The sequence below is a fragment of the Microcella sp. genome (genome assembly GCF_040286215.1).
Classification (GTDB): Bacteria; Actinomycetota; Actinomycetes; order Actinomycetales; family Microbacteriaceae; genus Microcella.
The window spans coordinates 79,608-98,854 of the sequence record NZ_JAVKCK010000013.1 but is presented as its reverse complement, the minus strand read 5'-3'; the positions used below and the strand labels follow the sequence as shown (position 1 = coordinate 98,854).

Annotated in this window: 17 protein-coding genes; 15 read left to right on the top strand and 2 right to left on the bottom strand. The window is 71.0% G+C overall.

The window, feature by feature from the left end; all coding sequences use genetic code 11:
* Window positions 1-48: 48 nt before the first annotated feature.
* Together RJQ01_RS06680 and RJQ01_RS06675 are read left to right on the top strand one after the other, a co-directional pair.
* Window positions 49-1,329 carry an APC family permease gene (locus RJQ01_RS06680; RefSeq protein ID WP_350475953.1) on the top strand — a complete coding sequence of 427 codons (1,281 nt, stop codon included), beginning with the start codon at window positions 49-51 and terminating at the stop codon, window positions 1,327-1,329.
* On the top strand, window positions 1,326-3,260 hold the full coding sequence (locus tag RJQ01_RS06675) for a CoA transferase (protein ID WP_350475952.1): 1,935 nt from the start codon (window positions 1,326-1,328) through the stop codon (window positions 3,258-3,260). Before RJQ01_RS06680 ends, RJQ01_RS06675 begins: the two co-directional genes overlap by 4 nt.
* A gap of 8 nt (window positions 3,261-3,268) precedes the next feature.
* Here RJQ01_RS06675 and gnd read toward each other — a convergent pair whose 3' ends face one another.
* Window positions 3,269-4,672, bottom strand: coding sequence for an NADP-dependent phosphogluconate dehydrogenase (gene gnd / locus RJQ01_RS06670; protein WP_350476072.1), 1,404 nt, complete (start codon window positions 4,670-4,672; stop codon window positions 3,269-3,271).
* A gap of 164 nt (window positions 4,673-4,836) precedes the next feature.
* Between gnd and RJQ01_RS06665 the strand changes: the two genes are divergently transcribed.
* The 5 genes from RJQ01_RS06665 to mfd all read left to right on the top strand — a co-directional run bounded on the left by RJQ01_RS06665 (window position 4,837) and on the right by mfd (window position 10,701).
* A complete protein-coding gene (locus RJQ01_RS06665; RefSeq protein WP_350475951.1) occupies window positions 4,837-5,160 on the top strand; it encodes a putative quinol monooxygenase in 324 nt (107 codons plus the stop codon).
* A 23-nt stretch (window positions 5,161-5,183) separates the two neighbouring features.
* Window positions 5,184-5,663, top strand: coding sequence for a gluconokinase (locus RJQ01_RS06660; RefSeq protein WP_350475950.1), 480 nt, complete (start codon window positions 5,184-5,186; stop codon window positions 5,661-5,663).
* A gap of 149 nt (window positions 5,664-5,812) precedes the next feature.
* Window positions 5,813-6,454, top strand: coding sequence for a 50S ribosomal protein L25/general stress protein Ctc (locus RJQ01_RS06655; RefSeq protein ID WP_350475949.1), 642 nt, complete (start codon window positions 5,813-5,815; stop codon window positions 6,452-6,454).
* A gap of 57 nt (window positions 6,455-6,511) precedes the next feature.
* Entirely contained in the window at window positions 6,512-7,099 is a 588-nt protein-coding gene (pth, locus tag RJQ01_RS06650) for an aminoacyl-tRNA hydrolase (protein WP_350475948.1), read from the top strand.
* Between the two features lie 56 nt (window positions 7,100-7,155).
* A complete protein-coding gene (gene mfd / locus RJQ01_RS06645; protein ID WP_350475947.1) occupies window positions 7,156-10,701 on the top strand; it encodes a transcription-repair coupling factor in 3,546 nt (1,181 codons plus the stop codon).
* 6 nt (window positions 10,702-10,707) lie between these two features.
* Here mfd and RJQ01_RS06640 read toward each other — a convergent pair whose 3' ends face one another.
* A complete protein-coding gene (locus tag RJQ01_RS06640) occupies window positions 10,708-11,541 on the bottom strand; it encodes a CPBP family intramembrane glutamic endopeptidase (RefSeq protein ID WP_350475946.1) in 834 nt (277 codons plus the stop codon).
* A 76-nt stretch (window positions 11,542-11,617) separates the two neighbouring features.
* Here RJQ01_RS06640 and RJQ01_RS06635 point away from each other — a divergent pair, with 76 nt between their 5' ends.
* From RJQ01_RS06635 to RJQ01_RS06600, 8 genes are read left to right on the top strand one after another with little or no spacing between them, the layout of a single operon-like run.
* Complete coding sequence (locus tag RJQ01_RS06635; protein WP_350475945.1) at window positions 11,618-12,322, top strand: nucleoside triphosphate pyrophosphohydrolase; 705 nt, start codon at window positions 11,618-11,620, stop codon at window positions 12,320-12,322.
* 5 nt (window positions 12,323-12,327) lie between these two features.
* Complete coding sequence (locus tag RJQ01_RS06630) at window positions 12,328-13,284, top strand: ABC transporter ATP-binding protein (protein WP_350475944.1); 957 nt, start codon at window positions 12,328-12,330, stop codon at window positions 13,282-13,284.
* A complete protein-coding gene (locus RJQ01_RS06625; protein WP_350475943.1) occupies window positions 13,281-14,369 on the top strand; it encodes an ABC transporter permease in 1,089 nt (362 codons plus the stop codon). Before RJQ01_RS06630 ends, RJQ01_RS06625 begins: the two co-directional genes overlap by 4 nt.
* Before the next feature lie 41 nt (window positions 14,370-14,410).
* A complete protein-coding gene (hisS, locus tag RJQ01_RS06620) occupies window positions 14,411-15,685 on the top strand; it encodes a histidine--tRNA ligase (RefSeq protein WP_350475942.1) in 1,275 nt (424 codons plus the stop codon).
* 3 nt (window positions 15,686-15,688) lie between these two features.
* Complete coding sequence (gene eno / locus RJQ01_RS06615; protein WP_350475941.1) at window positions 15,689-16,969, top strand: phosphopyruvate hydratase; 1,281 nt, start codon at window positions 15,689-15,691, stop codon at window positions 16,967-16,969.
* 8 nt (window positions 16,970-16,977) lie between these two features.
* Entirely contained in the window at window positions 16,978-17,478 is a 501-nt protein-coding gene (locus RJQ01_RS06610) for an FtsB family cell division protein (protein WP_350475940.1), read from the top strand.
* Window positions 17,475-17,993: a DUF501 domain-containing protein gene (locus tag RJQ01_RS06605; protein WP_350475939.1), complete on the top strand. Its 519-nt coding sequence runs from the start codon at window positions 17,475-17,477 to the stop codon at window positions 17,991-17,993. Before RJQ01_RS06610 ends, RJQ01_RS06605 begins: the two co-directional genes overlap by 4 nt.
* Window positions 17,966-19,225 (top strand): S8 family serine peptidase, encoded by a 1,260-nt coding sequence (locus RJQ01_RS06600; RefSeq protein ID WP_350475938.1) that lies wholly within the window; start codon window positions 17,966-17,968, stop codon window positions 19,223-19,225. Before RJQ01_RS06605 ends, RJQ01_RS06600 begins: the two co-directional genes overlap by 28 nt.
* Window positions 19,226-19,247: the final 22 nt, after the last annotated feature.

The window sequence follows — 19,247 nt, the reverse complement described above, 5'->3', positions numbered from 1 at the left end:
GTCGCACTGGCCGCTCAGCGCCCGGTGCGCGCCGCTAGTCTGGCGTCCATGAGCTCGACCGCGCCGCCGCCGTCGCCCGGCGGGCTCGTCCGCAGCCTCGGGGTCGCCGGGGCGACGGGCATCGGCCTCGCCTCGATGATCGGCGCTGGAGCGTTCTTCGTGTGGGCGCCGGCGTCGGCGGTCGCCGGCGCGGGCGGGCTCCTCATCGCACTGCTCATCGCCGCCGTTGTCGCGACGCTCAACGCCCTCTCGTCGGCCCAACTGGCGATGGCGCATCCGGTCGCGGGCGGGACGTACTCGTTCGGACGTCGCTGGGTCGGCCCGTGGACCGGATTCGTCGCCGGGTGGCTCTTCGTGACCGGCAAAACGGCCTCGGCCGCGGCGATCGCCTCGATCGCGGGAGCGTACCTGTGGCCCGAGGCCCGCGTGCCTCTCGCCGTTGGCGTGCTCGCCATCCTCGCGGTGCTGAACATGACGGGAATCCGCGCGACGGCGCGAGTATCGATGATCATCGTGACCGTCGTGCTCGCAGGGCTCGCTGGGCTGCTCATCGCGGCCTATGCGCAACCTTCTTCCGGCACCTTCTTTCTCGACTTCACGCCCACAACGCCCTACGGCGTGCTGCAGGCAGCCGCCCTGCTCTTCTTCGCCTTCGCCGGCTATGCCCGCATGGCCACGCTGGGGGAAGAGGTGCGAGACCCGCGCCGCACACTGCCGCGGGCGATCCTGTTGGCCCTCGCCATCACGCTCGCCCTGTATGCCGTCATCGCGCTCACCCTCACCGACCGCTTCGCTTCGGGGATGCTCGCCGCGAGCTCCTCGCCCCTCGCCGACCTGCTCGCGCCGTCGTGGCGCCCGCTCGTGGCTGCGCTCGCCGGCATCGCCTGCCTGGGCTCGCTCGTGGCGATTCTCGCGGGCCTCAGCCGCACGTCGCTCGCGATGGCGCGCGCAGGCGACCTGCCGGGACCGCTCGCGCGGGTGTCGCCGCGCACGAACGCTCCCGTCGTCGCGGAGGGAGTGATCGCCGCGGTCGCTGTCGTGATCGTGCTGCTGATGGAACCGGCACAGCTTGTGGCGGCGTCGAGCGCCGCGGTGCTGCTCTACTACGCGATCGCGCACCTCGCCGCGCTGCGGCAGGAGGTGCAGCACCGCTGGCAGCCCCGCGCCATCGCCGTGGTGGGGCTGCTCGGCTGCGTTCTGCTGGTCGCCGCCCTGCCCTGGAGCTCGCTGCTCGGAACCGCTGCCCTCCTCGCGGTGGGGCTGCTGCTGCGTCTCCTCGCCGTCAGCCGTGGCGCCGCACCGCCGAGTCGACCCTGGGAGGACGCATGACCGAGAGCCACGCCGTCGCGGTGACGGGCGAGCCTACCCTGGGCGGCGCGTACCCGGTGAGCGCGTTCGCCGCGCACGCTGTGGGCGCGGTCGGTCTCGCACTCGCGACGCTGGCCGACGAGTCCGGAAGCCCCGCCGCGGATGGCGTCTCGCGGGGGAGTGAGGCCAGCGAGGGGGCGAGTGCGAGCGGTTCGGTCGTCGTCGACGGTCCTCTCGCCGACGCCTGGTTCTCGGCCGCGGTTCGCCCACTCCAGCCGCTCGCCTCGCCGTGGGATCCGGTCGCGGGCGACTACCGCACCGCCGACGGCTGGATTCGTCTGCACACGAACGCTCCTCACCACCGGGAGGTCGCTCTGCGCGTGCTCGGGGTGCAGGAGCCGGCGGATCGCGCAGCGGTCGCGGCCGCGGTCGAGCAGTGGAGCGGCGACGTGCTCGAGACGGAGGTCGTGATCGGGGGCGGATGCGCCGCGGTCATGCGGTCCGTCGAGCAGTGGGCGCGGCATCCTCAGGGCATCGCGGTAGCCGCGGAGCCTCTCGTCGCGGTGGACGTGCACGAGGAGGGTCGTCCTTTCCCCGCAGGCGTGCTTGAGCGGCCCCTCGCCGGTGTGCGCGTGCTCGACCTGACCCGCGTGCTCGCGGGTCCCGTCGCGACGCGCGTGCTCGCCCTGCTCGGCGCCGACGTGCTACGGGTCGATCCGCCGACATGGAACGAGCCCTCCGTTGCGCCCGACATGACGCTCGGCAAGCGGTGCACGCGCCTCGACACCAATGACGTGGAGGACCGTGCGGAACTGCTGGCTCTCCTCGCGGAGGCGGACATCCTCGTCCACGGCTATCGCCCCGGAGCCCTTGACTCGATGGGGCTCGATACAGCAACGCGCCAGCGCGTACGCCCCGGGCTCGTGGAGGTGCAGATCGACGCCTACGGCTATTCGGGCCCGTGGGCCGGGCGGCGCGGTCTCGACAGCCTCGTACAGATGTCCTCCGGCATCGCCCATCTCGGGATGCTGCATGCTGCTGCCGAGACACCGGTGCCCCTGCCTGTGCAAGCGCTCGATCATGCCACGGGCTGGTTCGCGGCGGCGGCAGCCCTGCGCGGGGTCGCACGGGCTCGTCACACCGGTGCGGGGTCGCTGAGCCGACTCTCGCTGGCGCGCACAGCGTTCGAGCTGCAGTCGCTGCGCGACGCCAGGCTCTCCTCGCAGACCGGCTCGGCCGCCGCATCCGCGTTCGCGACAGCGCCGGCGCCGTCCGACCTGCCGGGCCGCACGATCGACACCTTCTGGGGGGAGACCCTCGTGCTCGACCCGCCGCTGAGCGTCGCGGGCGTGCGCATCGAGTCGTTCATCGCGCCCCGCCCGCTGGGGTCGGACGAGCCGGCGTGGCAGTCCGACCTCGATGAGGCGCCGCCTTCGCGACGCACGGGAGCGATCGCGGACACCTCGGGCCGTGCGGTCGCCGCGCTCGGCGCCGGTCGCACGCTCGCGTGGGCGGTCGTGAGCGCAGCGCTCGTGTGGGGGCTGCAGGGCGCGGTCGGGCTGCTCGGCTCGCTCGCGCTGGGCGGTGCGCCGCAGCTCTACTTCTGGACGCAGCCAGAGTGGCTCGTGGGCGCCGCAGCTCAGGCCGCTGCCCTCGCCGGTGTCTGGTACGCGACGTCTCGGCGAGCGACGGTCGCGCCGGCCGTCGCTCTCACGACGCTCGCGGCCTATGCCGCGAGCGTTCTCATCACGGCTGCCGCAGGGGCACTGCGCGGGGGAGAGCCGATCTCGGGGGAGTCTGTCGCGACGGTGCTCGTCGTGTCACTCTCGACGGGTGCCGCTCTCGTCGCGCTCCTTGTGCCCGGGTTGCTGCTCTTCACCCGCTGGTTTGTGGGCCGCGTGAGCGGCGATCAGACCCTCGCGCGAGCGAAGTACTCCCGCACCGACCCGTAGGAACGTCGTCAGTGCGCGTCGACGGCGCTGATCTCGCTGCGGTCGCCGCTCCACAGCGTGTGAAACGTGCCCTCTTTGTCGATGCGCTTGTAGGTGTGGGCCCCGAAGAAGTCGCGCTGACCCTGCACGAGCGCGGCAGGCAGGCGGTCGGCGCGAAGACCGTCGTAGTAGGAGAGGGACGATGCGAAGGCGGGGGTCGGGATGCCGGCGAGCGCGGCGCCGGCGACGACCCGGCGCCAGGAGGGCAGGGCGCCGGCGACGGCGTCGGAGAAGTAGGGCGCGGTCACCAGCGCGACGAGGTCGGGCTGCTCGGCGTAGGCCTCGGTGATGCGGTTGAGGAAGCGAGCGCGAATGATGCAGCCCGCTCGCCAGATCTTCGCGATGTCACCCTTCTCGATGCTCCAGCCGTACTCCTCGGCGCCGGCGACGATCGCGTCGAACCCCTGGCTGTAGGCGATGATCTTGGACGCGAAGAGCGCGCGCCGAACATCCTCGATGAAGGCGTCGCGGTCGGTGACCTGCCACTTCTCGGCGCCCGAGGGCATGTCGGAGGCGGCCGCGCGCTGCGCGGGCTTGGAAGAGAGCGAGCGCGCGAAGACGGCCTCGGCGATGCCGCTCACGGGTACGCCGAGGTCGAGGGCGCTCTTGACCGTCCAGGCCCCGGTGCCCTTGGCGCCGGCCTGATCGAGGATGACGTCGACGAGGGGCTTGCCGGTCTCGGCGTCCACCTGGCGCAGCACTTCGGCCGTGATCTCGATGAGGTAGCTCTCGAGCTCGCCGGTGTTCCACTCGGCGAAGATGTCGGCGATCTCGGCGGGGTCGAGCCCGCCGACGCTGCGGAGGAGGTCGTAGCCCTCGGCGATGAGCTGCATGTCGGCGTACTCGATGCCGTTGTGGATCATCTTGACGAAGTGACCGGCGCCGTCGGTGCCGACGTGGGTGACGCACGGCTCGCCTTCGGCGACGGCGGCGATGGACTCGAGGATCGGCTGGAGGGTGACCCAGGCTTCGGCGGAGCCGCCCGGCATGATCGAGGGGCCGAGCAGGGCTCCCTCTTCGCCGCCGGAAATGCCGGCGCCGACGAAGTTGATGCCCGTCTCACGCACCGTCTTCTCGCGGCGGATCGTGTCGGTGAAGAGCGCGTTGCCGCCGTCGACGATGATGTCGCCCGGTTCGAACACCTCGGTGAGCGCGTCGATGACGGCGTCGGTGCCGCGCCCGGCCTGCACCATGATGATCGCGGTGCGCGGCGTCTGCAGCGACGCCGCGAACTCGGCGTAGTCCGTCGTCGCGATGAAGCCGGCCTCGGGGTGCTCGGTCAGCAGCGTCTCGGTCTTCTCGTACGACCGGTTGTAGACGGCGACCGTGTTGCCCTCGCGGCTGGCGAGGTTGCGGGCCAGGTTCGACCCCATGACGGCGAGTCCGACGACTCCGATGTTGGCGGTGGGCTGGGTCACGAGGTGCTCCTGCGGGTTCGGGGCGGCTGAGGTCTGCGCGGGCCGCGGGGCGCGACCGCACAGCGTCCTCCAGCCTAGAGCCTCCCCGCTCGAGCGGTTCGGCCGGTAGCGTGAAGCGCATGACCTCCCCCGACCCCGTCGTCGTCACCGCCTACTTCCACCCGCGCGCCGAGAGCCGCGATGCGGTGCTGAGCGCCTTGCGCACGGCGATTCCCCGAGTGCACGACGAGCCCGGGTGCGAGTTGTACGCCATCCACGATGCGCCGGACGGCAGCATCGTCATGCTCGAGAAGTGGAGCTCTGAGGCCGAGCTCGACGCGCACGGCAGCAGCGACGCCGTCGTCGAGCTCGTCGCCGCGCTCGAGGGGCTCCTGAGCGAGCCGGTCGCCGTCACCCGGCTCACCCCCGTCATCGTCGGTCAGCCGTCGCGGGGCGCGCTCTGAGCGGCCCCATCGCGCTCGTCCTCATGGGTGTTTCCGGCGCGGGCAAGACCACCGTGGGTCTCGCGGCCGCGGCGAGTTCGGGCGTGCAGTTTCTCGACGCTGACGACCTGCACGGCGAGGCGAACGTCGAGAAGATGCGGTCGGGCATCCCGCTCACCGATGACGACCGGGCGCCGTGGCTCGACGCGGTGGCGACATCGTTGCGCGACGACGCTCCGTGCATCATGGCCTGCAGCGCTCTGCGTCGCGCCTACCGCGATCGACTTCGAGAGGATGCTCCGCACACGGCGTTCGTGCTGCTGCGAGCATCGCGGCAGCTGCTCGCCGAGCGTCTCGCGGGCCGCAGCGGCCACTACATGACCGAGCGGCTGCTCGACTCGCAGCTCGCGACGCTCGATGACCCGGAGGACGACGAGGTCGTCATCGAGGTCGACGCCGCGCGCAGCGTCGAGTCGCTCGCCGAAGAGATCGCGGCGGTGTTCGCGGGCCCCGGGCTCGGGTAGACTGACGGGCGGACTTCGGCGAGGGAGCGTGCTTCACGCTCCGTGATCGACGCGGTGGGCAAGGCATTCACGGTCTTTCCTCACGCGTTCGCGCGTTCGAGACGACACCACAGACCGGGCCACGCGCCCACCGATCAAGGAGAATCAGCATGGCTGACCAGAACAAGCTCATCGCGGAGGACCGCACGTCCTTCGGCAAGGGCGCGGCGCGCAAGCTGCGCGCCACCCACAAAATTCCCGCGGTCGTGTACGGCCACGGCACCGACCCGCGCCACATCGCGCTGCCCGGCCACGAGACCGCGCTCCTGCTGCGCAAGTCGAACGTCATCGTCACGCTCGACATCGAGGGCGAGAAGCTGCTCGCGCTCGTCAAGGACGTGCAGAAGGACCCGGTGCGCCAGCTCATCGAGCACATCGACATGATCGTCGTGCGCAAGGGCGAGAAGGTCACCGTCGACGTCTACGTGCACCTCGAGGGCGAGTCCGCTCCCGGCACGATCGCGATGGTCGATCACAACACGCTCACCGTCGAGGCCGAGGCCACCCACATTCCCGAGTCGTTCACGGTCTCGATCGAGGGGCTCGAAGAGGGCAGCCAGATTCACGCCTCCGACGTGCAGCTGCCTTCCGGCACGACGCTCATCACCGACCCCGAGGCGCTCGTGGTCAACATCACCGTGCCGCGCGCAACGGTCGCCGAGGACGACGAGGCTGCCGAGAGCGAGACGGACGAGGGCGAAGCCGCCGAGGGAGAGTCGAGCGAGGCCGACGGCTCCGAGTCTGACGACTAGCGAGCAGAGCACCCCGTCACCATGTTCGGTCTGCAGCGACGCTCGCAGGCGAGTGCGGTGGACGGTAGCACCTGGCTCGTGGCCGGGCTCGGTAACCCCGGGCCCGGCTACGCCGGCAATCGACACAATGTCGGTGCGATGGTGCTCGACGAGCTCGCGGGGCGGCTGGGCGTGCGCTTCAGCCGCCACCGCACGACCACGATGCTCGCCGAGGGTCGCGTGCGCCCCGGCGGCCCCAAGCTCATCCTCGCGCGACCGCTGAGCTACATGAACACCTCCGGCGGCCCGGTCTCGAGCGTCGCGGCCTATTTCGGCATCCCCCCGGAGCGCACGATCGTCATCCACGACGACATCGACCTGCCGTTCGAGACGATCAAGCTCAAGGCCGACGGCGGTCACGGCGGCCAGAACGGCGTGCGCGACATCATCAAGGCGCTCGGAACGGCGGAGTTCCTACGTGTGCGCGTCGGCGTCGGGCGGCCTCCCGGTCGCCAGGAGGCGGCGGATTACGTCTTGCGCGACTTTCCGGCCACCGAGCGCGCGCGGCTGCCGTTCGTGCTGTCTGATGCCGCTGACGCGGTCGAGCTGATCGTCGACGAGGGTCTGCTCGCGGCGCAGCAGCGCGTGCACGCTCCGCGAGCCTGAGCGGGGCATCCCGCAGCGATGTCGAGGGTCAGGCCGGCCGCGTAGACTCGGGCGACGTGAGTCTCGAGCGGTTGATCCCTGCCCTGTCGCGCGCCCGCACCCTCGAGACGGCCCTCGAGACCGCGGCGCGCAGCACCGATTTCTCCGTCGTCGAGGGCCTGCGCGTTCCGCTCCTCGCGAGCCTCCTGGAGCGCCGCGACGGCCCTCAGTGCCTGCTCGTCATCGCCGCGACGGGCCGCGAGGCAGAGGCCGTGCAGCAGGCGCTCGCATGCGTCGCGCCGGGTGCGAGCATCCTCGACCTGCCCGCGTGGGAGACCCTGCCGCACGAGCGCTTGAGTCCCAGCGCCGAGACCGTTGGCCGCCGCATCCGCACGCTGCGAGCTCTCGCAGCTTGGGACGCCGATGAGGATGCCCGGCGCGGGGACCTCATCGTCGTCTCCTCTGTGCGCGCCGCGCTGCAGCCCCTCGCCATGGGCCTCACCGACGTGGAGCCGGTGCTGCTCGCCGCCGGAGGCCGAGGCCACGAACTCTCCGAGGTGACCCGCCGACTGGTCGATTTGGCCTACACGCGCGTCGACATGGTGACGCGGCGCGGCGAGTTCGCCGTGCGCGGCGGCATCCTCGACGTCTTTCCCGCCGTCGCAGAGCACCCGGTGCGCGTCGAGTTCTTCGGCGACGAGGTCGAGCAGCTGCGCGAGTTCTCGGTTGCAGACCAGCGCTCGTTGCCGGACGAGGTCGCGAGCGTCGAGCTGCCGCCCACGCGTGAGCTGCTGCTCACCGATGCTGTGCGGCAACGGGCGCGTGAGATGCAGCACGAGTTCCCGAGCCTGCAGCAGCTGCTCGAGAAGATCGGCGAAGGCATCCCCGTCGAGGGCATGGAGAGCCTCGCCCCCGCGCTCGTCGACGAGCTCGTGCCGCTCACGCACTACCTGCCCGCCGCGGCCTCGATCGCCGTCCTGAGCCCCGAGCGGGTGGCGACGCGCGCCGTGAGCCTCGCCGAGACGAACCGCGAGTTCCTCACCGCGGCCTGGCATGCCGCGACGGCGGGGGCAGAGGCCCCGATCGATCTCGACGCGGGCGACTTCCTCACGGTGAGCGGCCTGCGACTCGCGGCGGGCGACCGCGCGTGGTTCACCATAAGCGCGTTCGACGCCGACGATGCGGACGTGGTGCGCATCGACGCCTCCGAGCCTCCCAGCTTTGCGGGCACGAGCGCAGGGGCGGTCGATCACGTCGCCGATCGTGCGCGCGCGGGCTGGACGATGGTCGTCGTCGCCGGCGGCCATGGTCTCATCGAGCGCGCCGCCGACGTGCTCGCCGAGCAGGAGGTCGCTGCCCGCGAGGTTGCCGACCTGCCCGAGACCCTCGAGGCCGGGGTCGTCTACCTCGTGCAGGGCAGCGTCGAGCACGGCTTCGAGCTGCCGGAGCTGCGTCTCGGTCTGCTGAGCGAGACCGAGTTCTACGGCCGCAGCGCCGGCTACGACTCGCGACAGCCGAAGAAGCTCGCGAGCCGCCGCAAGACGCAGGTCGACCCGTTGCAGCTCACTCCCGGTGACCCCGTCGTGCACGTCACGCACGGCATCGGGCGCTTTCTCGAGCTCACGACGCGCGAGGTCTCCACGGGCGGGCGCAACGCAGTGAAGACGACCCGCGAGTTCCTCGTGCTCGAGTACGCGCCGTCGAAGCGCGGCTACCCGGGCGACAAGCTCTACGTGCCCACCGATCAGCTCGATCTCCTGAGCCGCTACGTCGGCGGAGAGTCGCCGACGCTCAGCAAGATGGGGGGCAGCGACTGGGCGGCCGCGAAGGGCCGCGCGCGGCGCGCGGTGCGCGACATCGCCGTCGAGCTGGTCAAGCTCTACTCCGCCCGCATGTCGAGCAAGGGCCACGCTTTCGAGCCGGATACTCCCTGGCAGCGTGAGCTCGAGGAGGCGTTTCCGTTCATGGAGACTCCCGATCAGCTCACGACGATCGACGAGGTCAAGCGCGACATGGAGGCGCCGATCCCCATGGACCGCCTGCTCGCCGGCGACGTCGGCTACGGCAAGACCGAGGTCGCGGTGCGCGCCGCATTCAAGGCCGTGCAGGGCGGCAAGCAGGTCGCCATGATCGTGCCGACGACCCTGCTCGTGAAGCAGCACGTGGAGACTTTCGCCGAGCGATTCGCGGGGTTTCCCGTCCACCTGCGCGCGCTCAGTCGCTTCCAGACCGACAAGGAGGCGAAGGAGACGCTGGAGGGGCTCGCCCAGGGCACCGTCGACGTGGTGATCGGCACCCACCGCATCCTCTCGCAGGGCGTGCAGTTCAAGGATCTCGGTCTCGTGATCATCGACGAGGAGCAGCGATTCGGCGTCGAGCACAAGGACGCGCTCAAGAAGCTCAAGACCAACGTCGACGTGCTCGCCATGTCGGCCACGCCGATTCCGCGCACGCTCGAGATGGCGGTGACGGGCATCCGCGAGATGTCGACGCTCGCCACGCCGCCGGAGGACCGCCACCCGATCCTCACCTACGTGGGGGCCTACAGCGACAAGCAGGTCGCCGCCGCGATTCACCGGGAGATGCTGCGCGAGGGGCAAGTGTTCTACGTGCACAACCGCGTGTCGAGCATTCAGCGCGTCGCCTCCCACCTCGCCGAACTGGTGCCGGATGCGCGCGTCGCCGTCGCCCACGGCCAGATGAGCGAGTCGCTTCTCGAGCAGGTCATGGTCGACTTCTGGGAGCGCAGGTTCGATGTGCTCGTGTCGACGACCATCATCGAGACGGGCCTCGACGTCGCCAACGCCAACACGCTCATCATCGACCGCGCCGACAAGTACGGCCTCTCGCAGCTGCACCAGTTGCGGGGGCGTGTCGGCCGTGGCCGCGAGCGCGCCTACGCGTACTTCCTGTACGACGAGTCGAAGCCGCTCACCGAGACCGCGCATGACCGCCTGCAGACCCTCGCCGCCCACACCGACCTCGGCGGGGGCATGCAGATCGCCATGAAGGACCTCGAGATCCGCGGGGCGGGCAACCTTCTGGGCGCCGAGCAGGCCGGGCACATCGCGGGTGTCGGCTTCGACCTCTACCTGCGCATGATCGGGGAGGCGGTGAGCACCTTCCGAGGCGACGCGGCCGCCGAGCAGACGGAGCTGCGGCTCGAGCTGCCCGTCGATGCGCGGATTCCCGAGGAGTTCATCGAGAGCGAGCGGCTGCGTCTCGAGGCCTACCAGAAGCTCTCGACCGCGGCGGCGCCGACGAGCGGCGAGGATGCCCTGGGCGCGGTTCTCGAGGAGCTGGCCGATCGATACGGCGACCCGCCCGCGCCCGTGCACGCTCTCCTCGCGGTGTCGAGGCTACGGCGACTCGCGCAGGGCCTCGGCTTGAGCGACGTCGTCGTCATGGGTCAGATGCTGCGCATCGTCGGCCTCGACCTGCCCGACTCGCGGCAGCTGCGCCTGCAGCGCATGTACCCGGGGGCGAAGTACCTCGCGCAGCAGCGTGCGGTCGCCGTGCCGCTGCCGAAGGATGCGAGCGACGACGACCTCATCGAGTGGGTGGGTCGTACGCTGGAGAACCTCTACGCGGCTGAGCCGGCGCCCTCCGCCGCGCGCGACTGAGCGCGGCTACTCGCGGGACGGTTCGGGCGCCTCGGCGGCCGGTGCGGCGAGGGCGAGCGGTCGGGGGAACCGCACGCTCCCCGGCACCGTGTGCACGCGGTACACCGCCATCGGAATGACGACGAGCGTGCGCAGGTCGAACACGATGTGCACGAGCATCGCCAGGAGGATGCTGCCGCTCACCACGTAGAGGGTCGTGAAGAGCAGCCCGACGACGGTCGTCGCCACGACTCCGAGCCACCCCTGGTAGGCGTGCAGCGCACCGAAGACGAGCGCGGCGAGCACGAAAGCGCTGACCGGCTCACCGGTGACGACCACGAGCAGAGCGGGCAGCGCCAGGCGGAACAGCGCCTCCTCGACGATGCCCGCGTTCACCGAGAGCGCCGCACCCCAGCCCAGCTCGGGCCTGTTGCGGGGCAGCAGCGCGGCGATGTCGCCGACCATGATGACCCCGCCCTCGGCACGAGCGCTGCGCACGCCGATGACGGTCAGCAGTGTGCCGCCGACGACGGCGCCGAGAAGCAGCCCTGCTCCGAGGCCGCCGGCGAGAGCATCCCGCAGCCAGGCCACCGCCGGCAGCGCCTGAGTCTCGGCCAGCAGCGGGGCGACGACCGGCTGCACGACCACGAGCACGAGCGCAGCGGTGCCGCCGAAGAGGGCGAGCGATTCGACGAGCCATCGCCGCAGCATCGCCTGGCGACGCACCGTCGAGCGGTACCGGCGAAAGCGCGCGTACTCGCGGCGGTCTTTGCGGATGGCCCGCACGACGAACAGCACGAGCAGACCCGACGCGAGCAGAGCAGCCGCGAGTCGGAGAGGCCAGTCGACGTCGGGGATCACACTCCCAGTCTCCTGCACAGACCCGAGTTCGCACCGAACGCCTGCCCCCCCGGCCGGGACACGGCAGGATGGGCGCATGACCGCTGAGCATGCGACACCGCCGTTGCCCGCCCCGCGACTGCACCCGCAGATGGATCAGCTCATCGCCGTGCTCGAGCATCTGCGGGCACCGGGCGGGTGCGCGTGGGATGCCGAGCAGACCCACGCGAGCCTCGTGCAGTACCTCGTCGAGGAGTCGCACGAGCTCATCGAGGCCATCGAGCACGGCTCGCGCGACGACCTTCTCGAGGAGCTGGGCGACGTGCTCTACCAGGTGCTGTTCCACGCCGACATCGCCGCGGCGAGCCCGGAGCATCCGTTCACGATCGAGGATGTCGCTGCTGCGTCGACCGCGAAGATGGTCGGCCGCCACCCGCACGTCTTCGGCGACGTCGTCGCCGACACCGCCGATGACGTCGCGGCGAACTGGGAGACGTGGAAGCGCCAGCAGAAGCCCGCCCGCACGTCGGTGCTCGACGGGGTGCCGAGCGGGCTGCCCGCTCTCGCGCGGGCCGAGAAGGTTCTCGGGCGCGCGCAGAGTGTCTCCGCCGAGACGGAGGTGGAGGTGAGCGAACCTGCACCGCACGATGAGGCGGAGCTGGGGCGCCGTCTTCTGGCCCTCGTGTCGACGGGGCGCGCGCGGGGTCTGGACGCCGAGCGCGCCCTGCGGTCCGCCGTTCGCGACCTCGAGTCGCGCATCCGCGCGGCGGAGTCGGCGTCAGCGCCCGAGATGCTTGACTGACCCTCATGACGGCAACCCCTGCGCGCGCATCCCGTGGCGCCGCGATCGAGGCCCACGGAGTCGCGCGCTCGTTCGGCGACGTGCACGCTGTGCGCGACGCGAGCTTCACCGCGCACGCCGGGTCGGTCACGGCCCTCATCGGCCCCAACGGCTCGGGCAAGACCACGCTGCTGCTCGTGCTCGCCACTCTGCTCGCTCCCGATGCGGGAACAGTGCGCATCGCCGGGGCGGACCCCGTGCACGATGCGCGTGCGGTGCGGCAGCGCATGGGCTGGATGCCCGACGTGCTCGGGTCATGGGCGACGCTGAGCGTGCGGCAGACGCTCGAGACGACGGGGCGGCTGTACGAGCTGACATCGGCGCAGTCCCGCGTGCGGGCGCGCGAGCTCAGTGAACTCGTGGGTCTCGAGGCGCTCGCCGACCAGCCGACACGCGTCCTCAGCCGAGGCCAGAAGCAGCGCTTGAGCCTCGCGCGCGCGCTCGTGCATCGTCCCGAGGTGCTGCTGCTCGACGAGCCGGCGTCCGGCCTCGACCCGGCAGCGCGCGTCGACCTGCGGGTTCTCGTGCGGCGGCTCGCGGCCGACGGTGTCGCCGTGCTCGTCTCCAGCCACGTGCTGGCCGAGCTCGACGAGATGGCCGACTCCGCCGTCTACCTCGACCAAGGCGTCACGGCGAGTGCGGAGCGCATCGAGTCGTCGCGTGCGGGAGCCCGCCTGTGGCGCATCCGCGCCGTCGACCGGGCCGCTCTCAGCACAGCGCTCGAGCAGGAGGGCATCGCGAGCGCCGGTGAGGACCACCTGGGCACTCTCGTCTCCGTTGCGGGTGAATCCGACGCGGCCGCCCTATTGGCGCGCCTCGTCACCGGGGGTGTCGCCGTGAGCGCCTTCGGGCCGGCGGTCGGCGATCTCGAGCACACCTTCCTCGATCTCGCGCGCGGCGAGAAGCCGGAGGAGGCGCGATGACCCGCTACGTGGACACGCTCGGCACCATCATTCTGCTCGAGCTGCGGCAGCGCATCCGCTCGGTCGCCTGGATCGTCCTGGTGATCGTCGTGTTCGTGCTCGTGGGCGTGGTCACCGCCCTGCTCTGGGCCTCGATCTCCGCGTTCGGCGCCGACGCCGAGACGGCGGGCGTCTACTCGACCATCATCTTCTTCGTGCTGCTCGTCGGCACTCTCGTCACGCCCGCGATCAGCGGGGGAGCGGTCAACGGCGATCGGGATGCCGGAACGCTCGCGACCACGCAGGTGACGCTCGCGAGCGCGCAGCAGATTGTGCTCGGCAAGTTTCTGGCGGCGTGGACGGTGGCGCTCACCTTCTTGCTCGCCTCACTGCCGTTCCTCGTCTTCTCGGTCGTGGCGGGCGGTGTGCGGCTCGACACGCTCCTGGCCTCGCTCGGCGTGCTCGTGCTCGAGCTCGGCGTCGTCGCCGCGATCGGCGTCGGCCTCTCCGCGCTCATGTCGCGCGCGCTGTTCTCGGTGGTGACGACCTACCTGACCGTCGCGGCGCTCAGCATCGGCACGCTCATCGCCTTCGCGCTCGGCGGGCTGGCCTTCCAGTCCGAGGTGAGGTCGACCTACATCGGGGTCGACTACTCGGTCGGCGGTGAGGTCGACCCGCGCACCGGCTACCCCGAGCAGGTGGAGTGCCTGCCGCCCGAGACCTATGACTACCTCGTGCCGCGCTTCGACTACGTGTGGGGCATCCTCGCGGCGAACCCGTACATCGTCCTTGCTGATGCCGCACCGACGACGTTCGATCGCAACGGCAACCCGCAAGACCTGTTCGGCGCGATCTCGACGGGCGTGCGTGCTGCCCAGCTCGCGCCCGAGCTCGAGCAGGTCACCGACGAGTGCGCGGCGGCACTGGCGGGTGAAGCCGTCCCCTACGACTACGAGACGCCGCAGGAGATCTTCGAGCGCACGGTGCCCAGCTGGTTCGTCGGCCTGCTTCTGCACCTCCTTCTGGCGGCACTAGCCCTGGGCGGCGGCATCGCGCGCACGCGAACGCCCGCGGGCCGCCTGCCGAAGGGCAGCCGCATCGCCTGAGCGCGCCGGAGGCTCTCAGGCTGCGTGACAGAATCGAGCGTATGGCCAGCCCGGTGACCCCTCCCCGCGGGATGCGCGACGTCCTGCCCGCCGACAAGGCCCGGCGTGAGCGCGTGCTCGCGACCGTGCGCGATGTCTACCGCGCGCACGGCTTCGATGAGATCGAGACCCCCGTGATCGAGGACGCCGATCGTCTGCACGCCGGCCTCGGCGGCGACAACGAGAAGCTCGCCTTCGCGGTCATGCGGCGCGGTCTCACCGAGGATGACCTGCGCACCGCCGAGTCACCCCTCGACCTCGCCGACCTGGGTCTGCGCTTCGATCTGACGGTGCCGCTCGCGCGCTTCTACGCGAGCAATCGCGGGCAGTTGCCGACGGTCTTCCGGGCGATCCAGGTGGCGCCGGTCTGGCGGGCGGAGCGGCCGCAGAAGGGCCGCTACCGGCAGTTCGTGCAGTGCGACATCGACATCATCGGTGAGCCGGGAATCATCGCGGAGGTCGAGCTCATCGCGGCGACGTCGGCCGTGCTCGATGCACTGGGCATTCCCGACTGCAGCATCCGCGTCAACGACCGCCGCCTGCTCACAGCGTGGCTCACGCGCCACGGGGTGCCCGCGACTCTGCAGCCGCAGGCGCTCATCACGATCGACAAGCTCGACAAGCTCGGCCTCGACGGCGTCGTCGACGAGCTCGCCGCTCTGGGCGTCGGGCACGCTCGCGAGCTGTTCGAGGCGCTCGCCGCCGACGAGGGCGACTCGTGGAGCCTGCTGCAGAGCCCCGCGTTCGACGGCAGCGTCGCTCTCGATGATCTGCGCGGGCTGCGCGCGGCCTTGCCCGAGTTGCCGCTGCAGTTCGACCCGTTCCTGGTGCGCGGCATGGGGTACTACACGGGTCCGATCTTCGAGGTGGCGCACCCTCAGCTGGGCTACTCGCTCGGGGGCGGGGGCCGGTACGACGGCATGATCGGGCGCTTCCTCGGCAGCGACGTGCCCGCAACGGGCTTCTCGCTCGGCTTCGAGAGGCTCATCGACCTCGTGGCGCTCACCGAGACGGGCGGTGCCGAGGATGCGGCCCTCGTCTACGACCGCGATGTCTCTCCCGCGACGATCGTGGCCCTGCAGGGTGCCCTCGTCGCCGAGGGCACCCGTGTGCGGCTCGTGAAGCGCCCCAAGAATCTGCGTGCCGCTCTCGAGCAGCTCGAGGCGGACGGCTTTCGCCGATTCGCCTCCGTCGCGCGCGACGCCGAGCCCGACCCTGCGCTCCTCGACTGGCGTAGGCTCGGAGCCGCAGATTCGACCACCACCGAAGGAGACTGACCCGTGGCAGCTATCGAGGCCGTTGGAGCACGTGAAATTCTCGACTCGCGAGGCAACCCGACCGTCGAGGTCGAGGTTCTGCTGGACGACGGGACGGTCTCGCGCGCCGCCGTGCCCTCGGGGGCGTCCACGGGCGCTTTCGAAGCGTACGAGCTGCGCGATGGCGACAAGGGCCGATACCTGGGCAAGGGCGTTCTCCAGGCGGTCGACGCCGTGCTCGACGTGCTGGGTCCGGCCGTGGAGGATCTCGACGCGAGCGACCAGCGACTCATCGATGCTGCTCTGATGGCCGCCGACGGCACCGACAATAAGTCGAAGCTCGGCGCGAATGCCATTCTCGGCGTCTCGTTGGCCGTGGCCAAGGCAGCGGCGGACTCGGCCGATCTCCCCCTCTTCCGCTATGTCGGCGGACCCAATGCCCACGTGCTCCCGGTCCCGATGATGAACGTCATCAACGGTGGCGCGCACGCCGACACGGGCGTCGACGTGCAGGAGTTCATGATCTTGCCGGTCGGTGCGGACAGCTTCACCGAGGCGCTGCGCTGGGGTGCGGAGACGTACCACGCACTGAAGGGCGAGCTCAAGGCAGGCGGCTTCTCGACCGGGCTCGGCGACGAAGGCGGCTTCGCGCCCGACCTCGCCGGCACGAAGGCTGCTCTGGACTTCCTGCTGGCCGCGATCGAGAAGGCGGGCTTCACACCGGGGACGGACATCGCGCTGGGTCTCGACGTGGCGGCGACCGAGTTCTTCAGCGATGGCGCCTACCGCTTCGAGGGCTCGTCGCGCACGGCGGCCGAGATGGCGGCGTTCTATGCGGAGATCGTGGATGCCTACCCGCTCGTCACGATCGAGGATCCGCTCGACGAGGACGACTGGGAGGGCTGGGCCTCGCTCACCACCGACGTGGGCAGGAAGGTGCAGCTGGTCGGCGACGACCTCTTCGTCACCAACCCGACCCGTCTCGCGAAGGGCATCGCGCACGGCACGGCGAACTCGCTCCTCGTGAAGGTCAACCAGATCGGAACCCTCACCGAGACGCTCGACGCCGTCGCTCTGGCCCAGCGCAGCGGCTACACGGCGGTGCTGTCGCACCGCTCGGGCGAGACGGAGGACACGACGATCGCCGACCTGTCGGTCGCGACGAACTGCGGGCAGATCAAGACGGGAGCGCCCGCGCGCTCGGAGCGCGTCGCGAAGTACAACCAGCTGCTGCGTATCGAGGAGGAGCTGGGCGAGGCCGCCGTCTACGCGGGCCGCTCCGCCTTCCCGCGCTTCACCGGCTAGGCGGCGCCGTGGCCCGCACCCTTCGCAGTGCCTCCCCGGCTCCGGCCGCGGAGGCACCGGGGGTGGGCGCCTGGTTTCGCAACCTGCAGCTCTCCGGCTTCACCGTCACCATCTTCCTGCTCATCGTCGCGGGTCTGGTCGTCCTCGCGCCCTCGCTGCGCATCCTGGTGGAGCAGCGGCAGCAGATCGCCGAGCTGGAGCGCGCCGTCGCCGAGCAGCAGGCGGCTGTGGACGAGCTCGAGACGGAGATCGACCGGTGGCAAGACCCTGCGTACATCGAGGCGCAGGCCCGTGGCCGCTTGCTGTACGTGTACCCGGGCGACATCAGCTACCTCGTGATCGACGACGGCCTCACCGCGCAGTCGGGCGACGGCCAGCCGATCAGCGATGAGATTCAGACCACCCGCGTCGAGTGGACGCGAGCGCTGCTCTCGTCGTTCGTGACCGCCGGCCTCACCGACCTCCCCGCCGACTCGCTCGTCTCGCCCGCGTTCGAGGGGGCGCAGTGAGCCGCCCCCCGTTCGCCCCCGTCAGCGAGGCCGACGTCGAGCTCGTGAGCGCTCAACTGGGCCGCCCAGCCCGCGACGTCGTCGGCATTCCCGCCCGCTGCGCCTGTGGTGCACCGACGGTCGTCGCCACACGCCCTCGCTTGTCGAACGGCACGCCCTTTCCCACCCTCTACTACCTGAGCCACCCGGCGGCGACGGCGGCCGTCTCGCGGCTCGAGGCCGACGGCCGCATGGCCGAGCTCACGGCGCTGCTCGCCGACGATGCGGAGCTGGCCGCGCAGTATCGGTCCGCCCACGAGGCGTACCTGACCGATCGCGAGCAGCTGCTCGAGGTGCCCGAGATTGTCGATTACTCGGCCGGAGGCATGCCGACGCGGGTCAAGTGCCTGCACGCCCTCGTCGGCCATGCGCTGGCGGTCGGCCCCGGCGTCAACCCGATCGGTGACCGCGCTCTCGCAGAGTGCGACTGGACCCCCGAGGTGTGCGCGTGCGCTCCCGACCTGCGCGGCTCGTAGCGCGCCTCCTCGTGCTCGCCCTGTCGGCAGCCGGCGCGCTCGCGCTCGCACCGGCGCCGGAGGCTCGCGCCGATCCGATCAGAGATCGGCAGTACTGGCTCGACGAGTACGGCATCCGCGACGCGTGGCAGGTCACGAGGGGCGCCGGTGTCACGATCGCGGTCATCGATTCGGGCGTCGATGCGGCGCATCCGGATCTCGCGGGCGCGGTCGTCGGAGGCACCGACGTCTCAGGGCGCGGTGCGGCCGACGGCACGCGTCCCGTGAGCGGCACCGGCGGCGCGGAGCACGGCACCTTGGTCGCGTCACTCGCAGCAGGTCGGGGTAGCGGGCCCACCAGCGGGGTCATCGGCGCGGCACCCGCGGCGTCCCTGCTGAGCATCTCCCTCGCTTTCGGGTCGGGGGAGCGCAGCGCTGACGCGCAGGTCGCCGAGGCGGTGCGGTGGGCTGTCGACAATGGCGCCGACATCATCTCGCTCTCCTTGACGCGGAACACGCTCGGGTGGCCGGAGAGTTGGGACGACGCGTTCGGCTATGCGGAGGAGAACGACGTGGTCGTCGTTGCGGCGGCGGGAAACCGCGGCAGCGGCACGGAGACGGTGGGGGCGCCGGCGACAATGCCGGGAGTGCTCGCCGTCGGCGGGGTCGATCGCTCGGGCGTGGCGAGCGACAACGCTTCGTCGCAGGGCATCACGATCGGCGTGATGGCGCCGAGCGAGCAGCTCGTGGGCGCCGTTCCGGGCGGCGGGCACGCTCTCTGGCAGGGCACGAGTGGTGCGACGCCGATCGTCGCAGGCATCGCGGCGCTCGTGCGCGCGGCGCATCCCGATCTCGATGCTGCGAACGTGATCGAGCGCATTCTGCGCACCGCGCGCCCCTCGACGCCCACCGTTCCCGATCCTCTCTACGGATACGGTCTCATCGACGCGGGCGCGGCGGTGCGCGCGAGCATCGCGCCGGTCGCGAGCAATCCGCTCGGCAGCCTCGCCGAGTGGGTCGTGGTGCACCGCCGCGCCGACGCGGACGCCGTAACCGCAGACCTGCCCGAGGCGCGCGAGCCGATCGCCCGCGGCTCAGCCGCGAGCGGTTCACTCGAGGATGTCCGGCCCGTGATCGCCGCCGTCGCACCCGTGCTGCCGATCGTGGGCCTGCTGTTCGGGCTCGCCTTCCTCGTCGTGGGGGCGATCGCCGCAGGCGCCGTGCAGTTCGCCAGGCGCCAGTGGTCGGAGTAGATTAACCGGGTTCCCCCAAACA

Bases quoted from the DNA above. Each gene is read 5' to 3' on its own strand.
- gnd (WP_350476072.1), bottom strand. From the start codon at position 4,672: ATGGGGTCGAACCTGGCCCGCAACCTCGCCAGCCGCGAGGGCAACACG.
- hisS (WP_350475942.1), top strand. From the start codon at position 14,411: ATGGCCAGCCCGGTGACCCCTCCCCGCGGGATGCGCGACGTCCTGCCC.
- RJQ01_RS06635 (WP_350475945.1), top strand. From the start codon at position 11,618: ATGACCGCTGAGCATGCGACACCGCCGTTGCCCGCCCCGCGACTGCAC.
- RJQ01_RS06655 (WP_350475949.1), top strand. From the start codon at position 5,813: ATGGCTGACCAGAACAAGCTCATCGCGGAGGACCGCACGTCCTTCGGC.
- RJQ01_RS06680 (WP_350475953.1), top strand. From the start codon at position 49: ATGAGCTCGACCGCGCCGCCGCCGTCGCCCGGCGGGCTCGTCCGCAGC.
- RJQ01_RS06660 (WP_350475950.1), top strand. From the start codon at position 5,184: ATGGGTGTTTCCGGCGCGGGCAAGACCACCGTGGGTCTCGCGGCCGCG.
- RJQ01_RS06675 (WP_350475952.1), top strand. From the start codon at position 1,326: ATGACCGAGAGCCACGCCGTCGCGGTGACGGGCGAGCCTACCCTGGGC.
- RJQ01_RS06665 (WP_350475951.1), top strand. From the start codon at position 4,837: ATGACCTCCCCCGACCCCGTCGTCGTCACCGCCTACTTCCACCCGCGC.
- RJQ01_RS06625 (WP_350475943.1), top strand. From the start codon at position 13,281: ATGACCCGCTACGTGGACACGCTCGGCACCATCATTCTGCTCGAGCTG.
- RJQ01_RS06630 (WP_350475944.1), top strand. From the start codon at position 12,328: ATGACGGCAACCCCTGCGCGCGCATCCCGTGGCGCCGCGATCGAGGCC.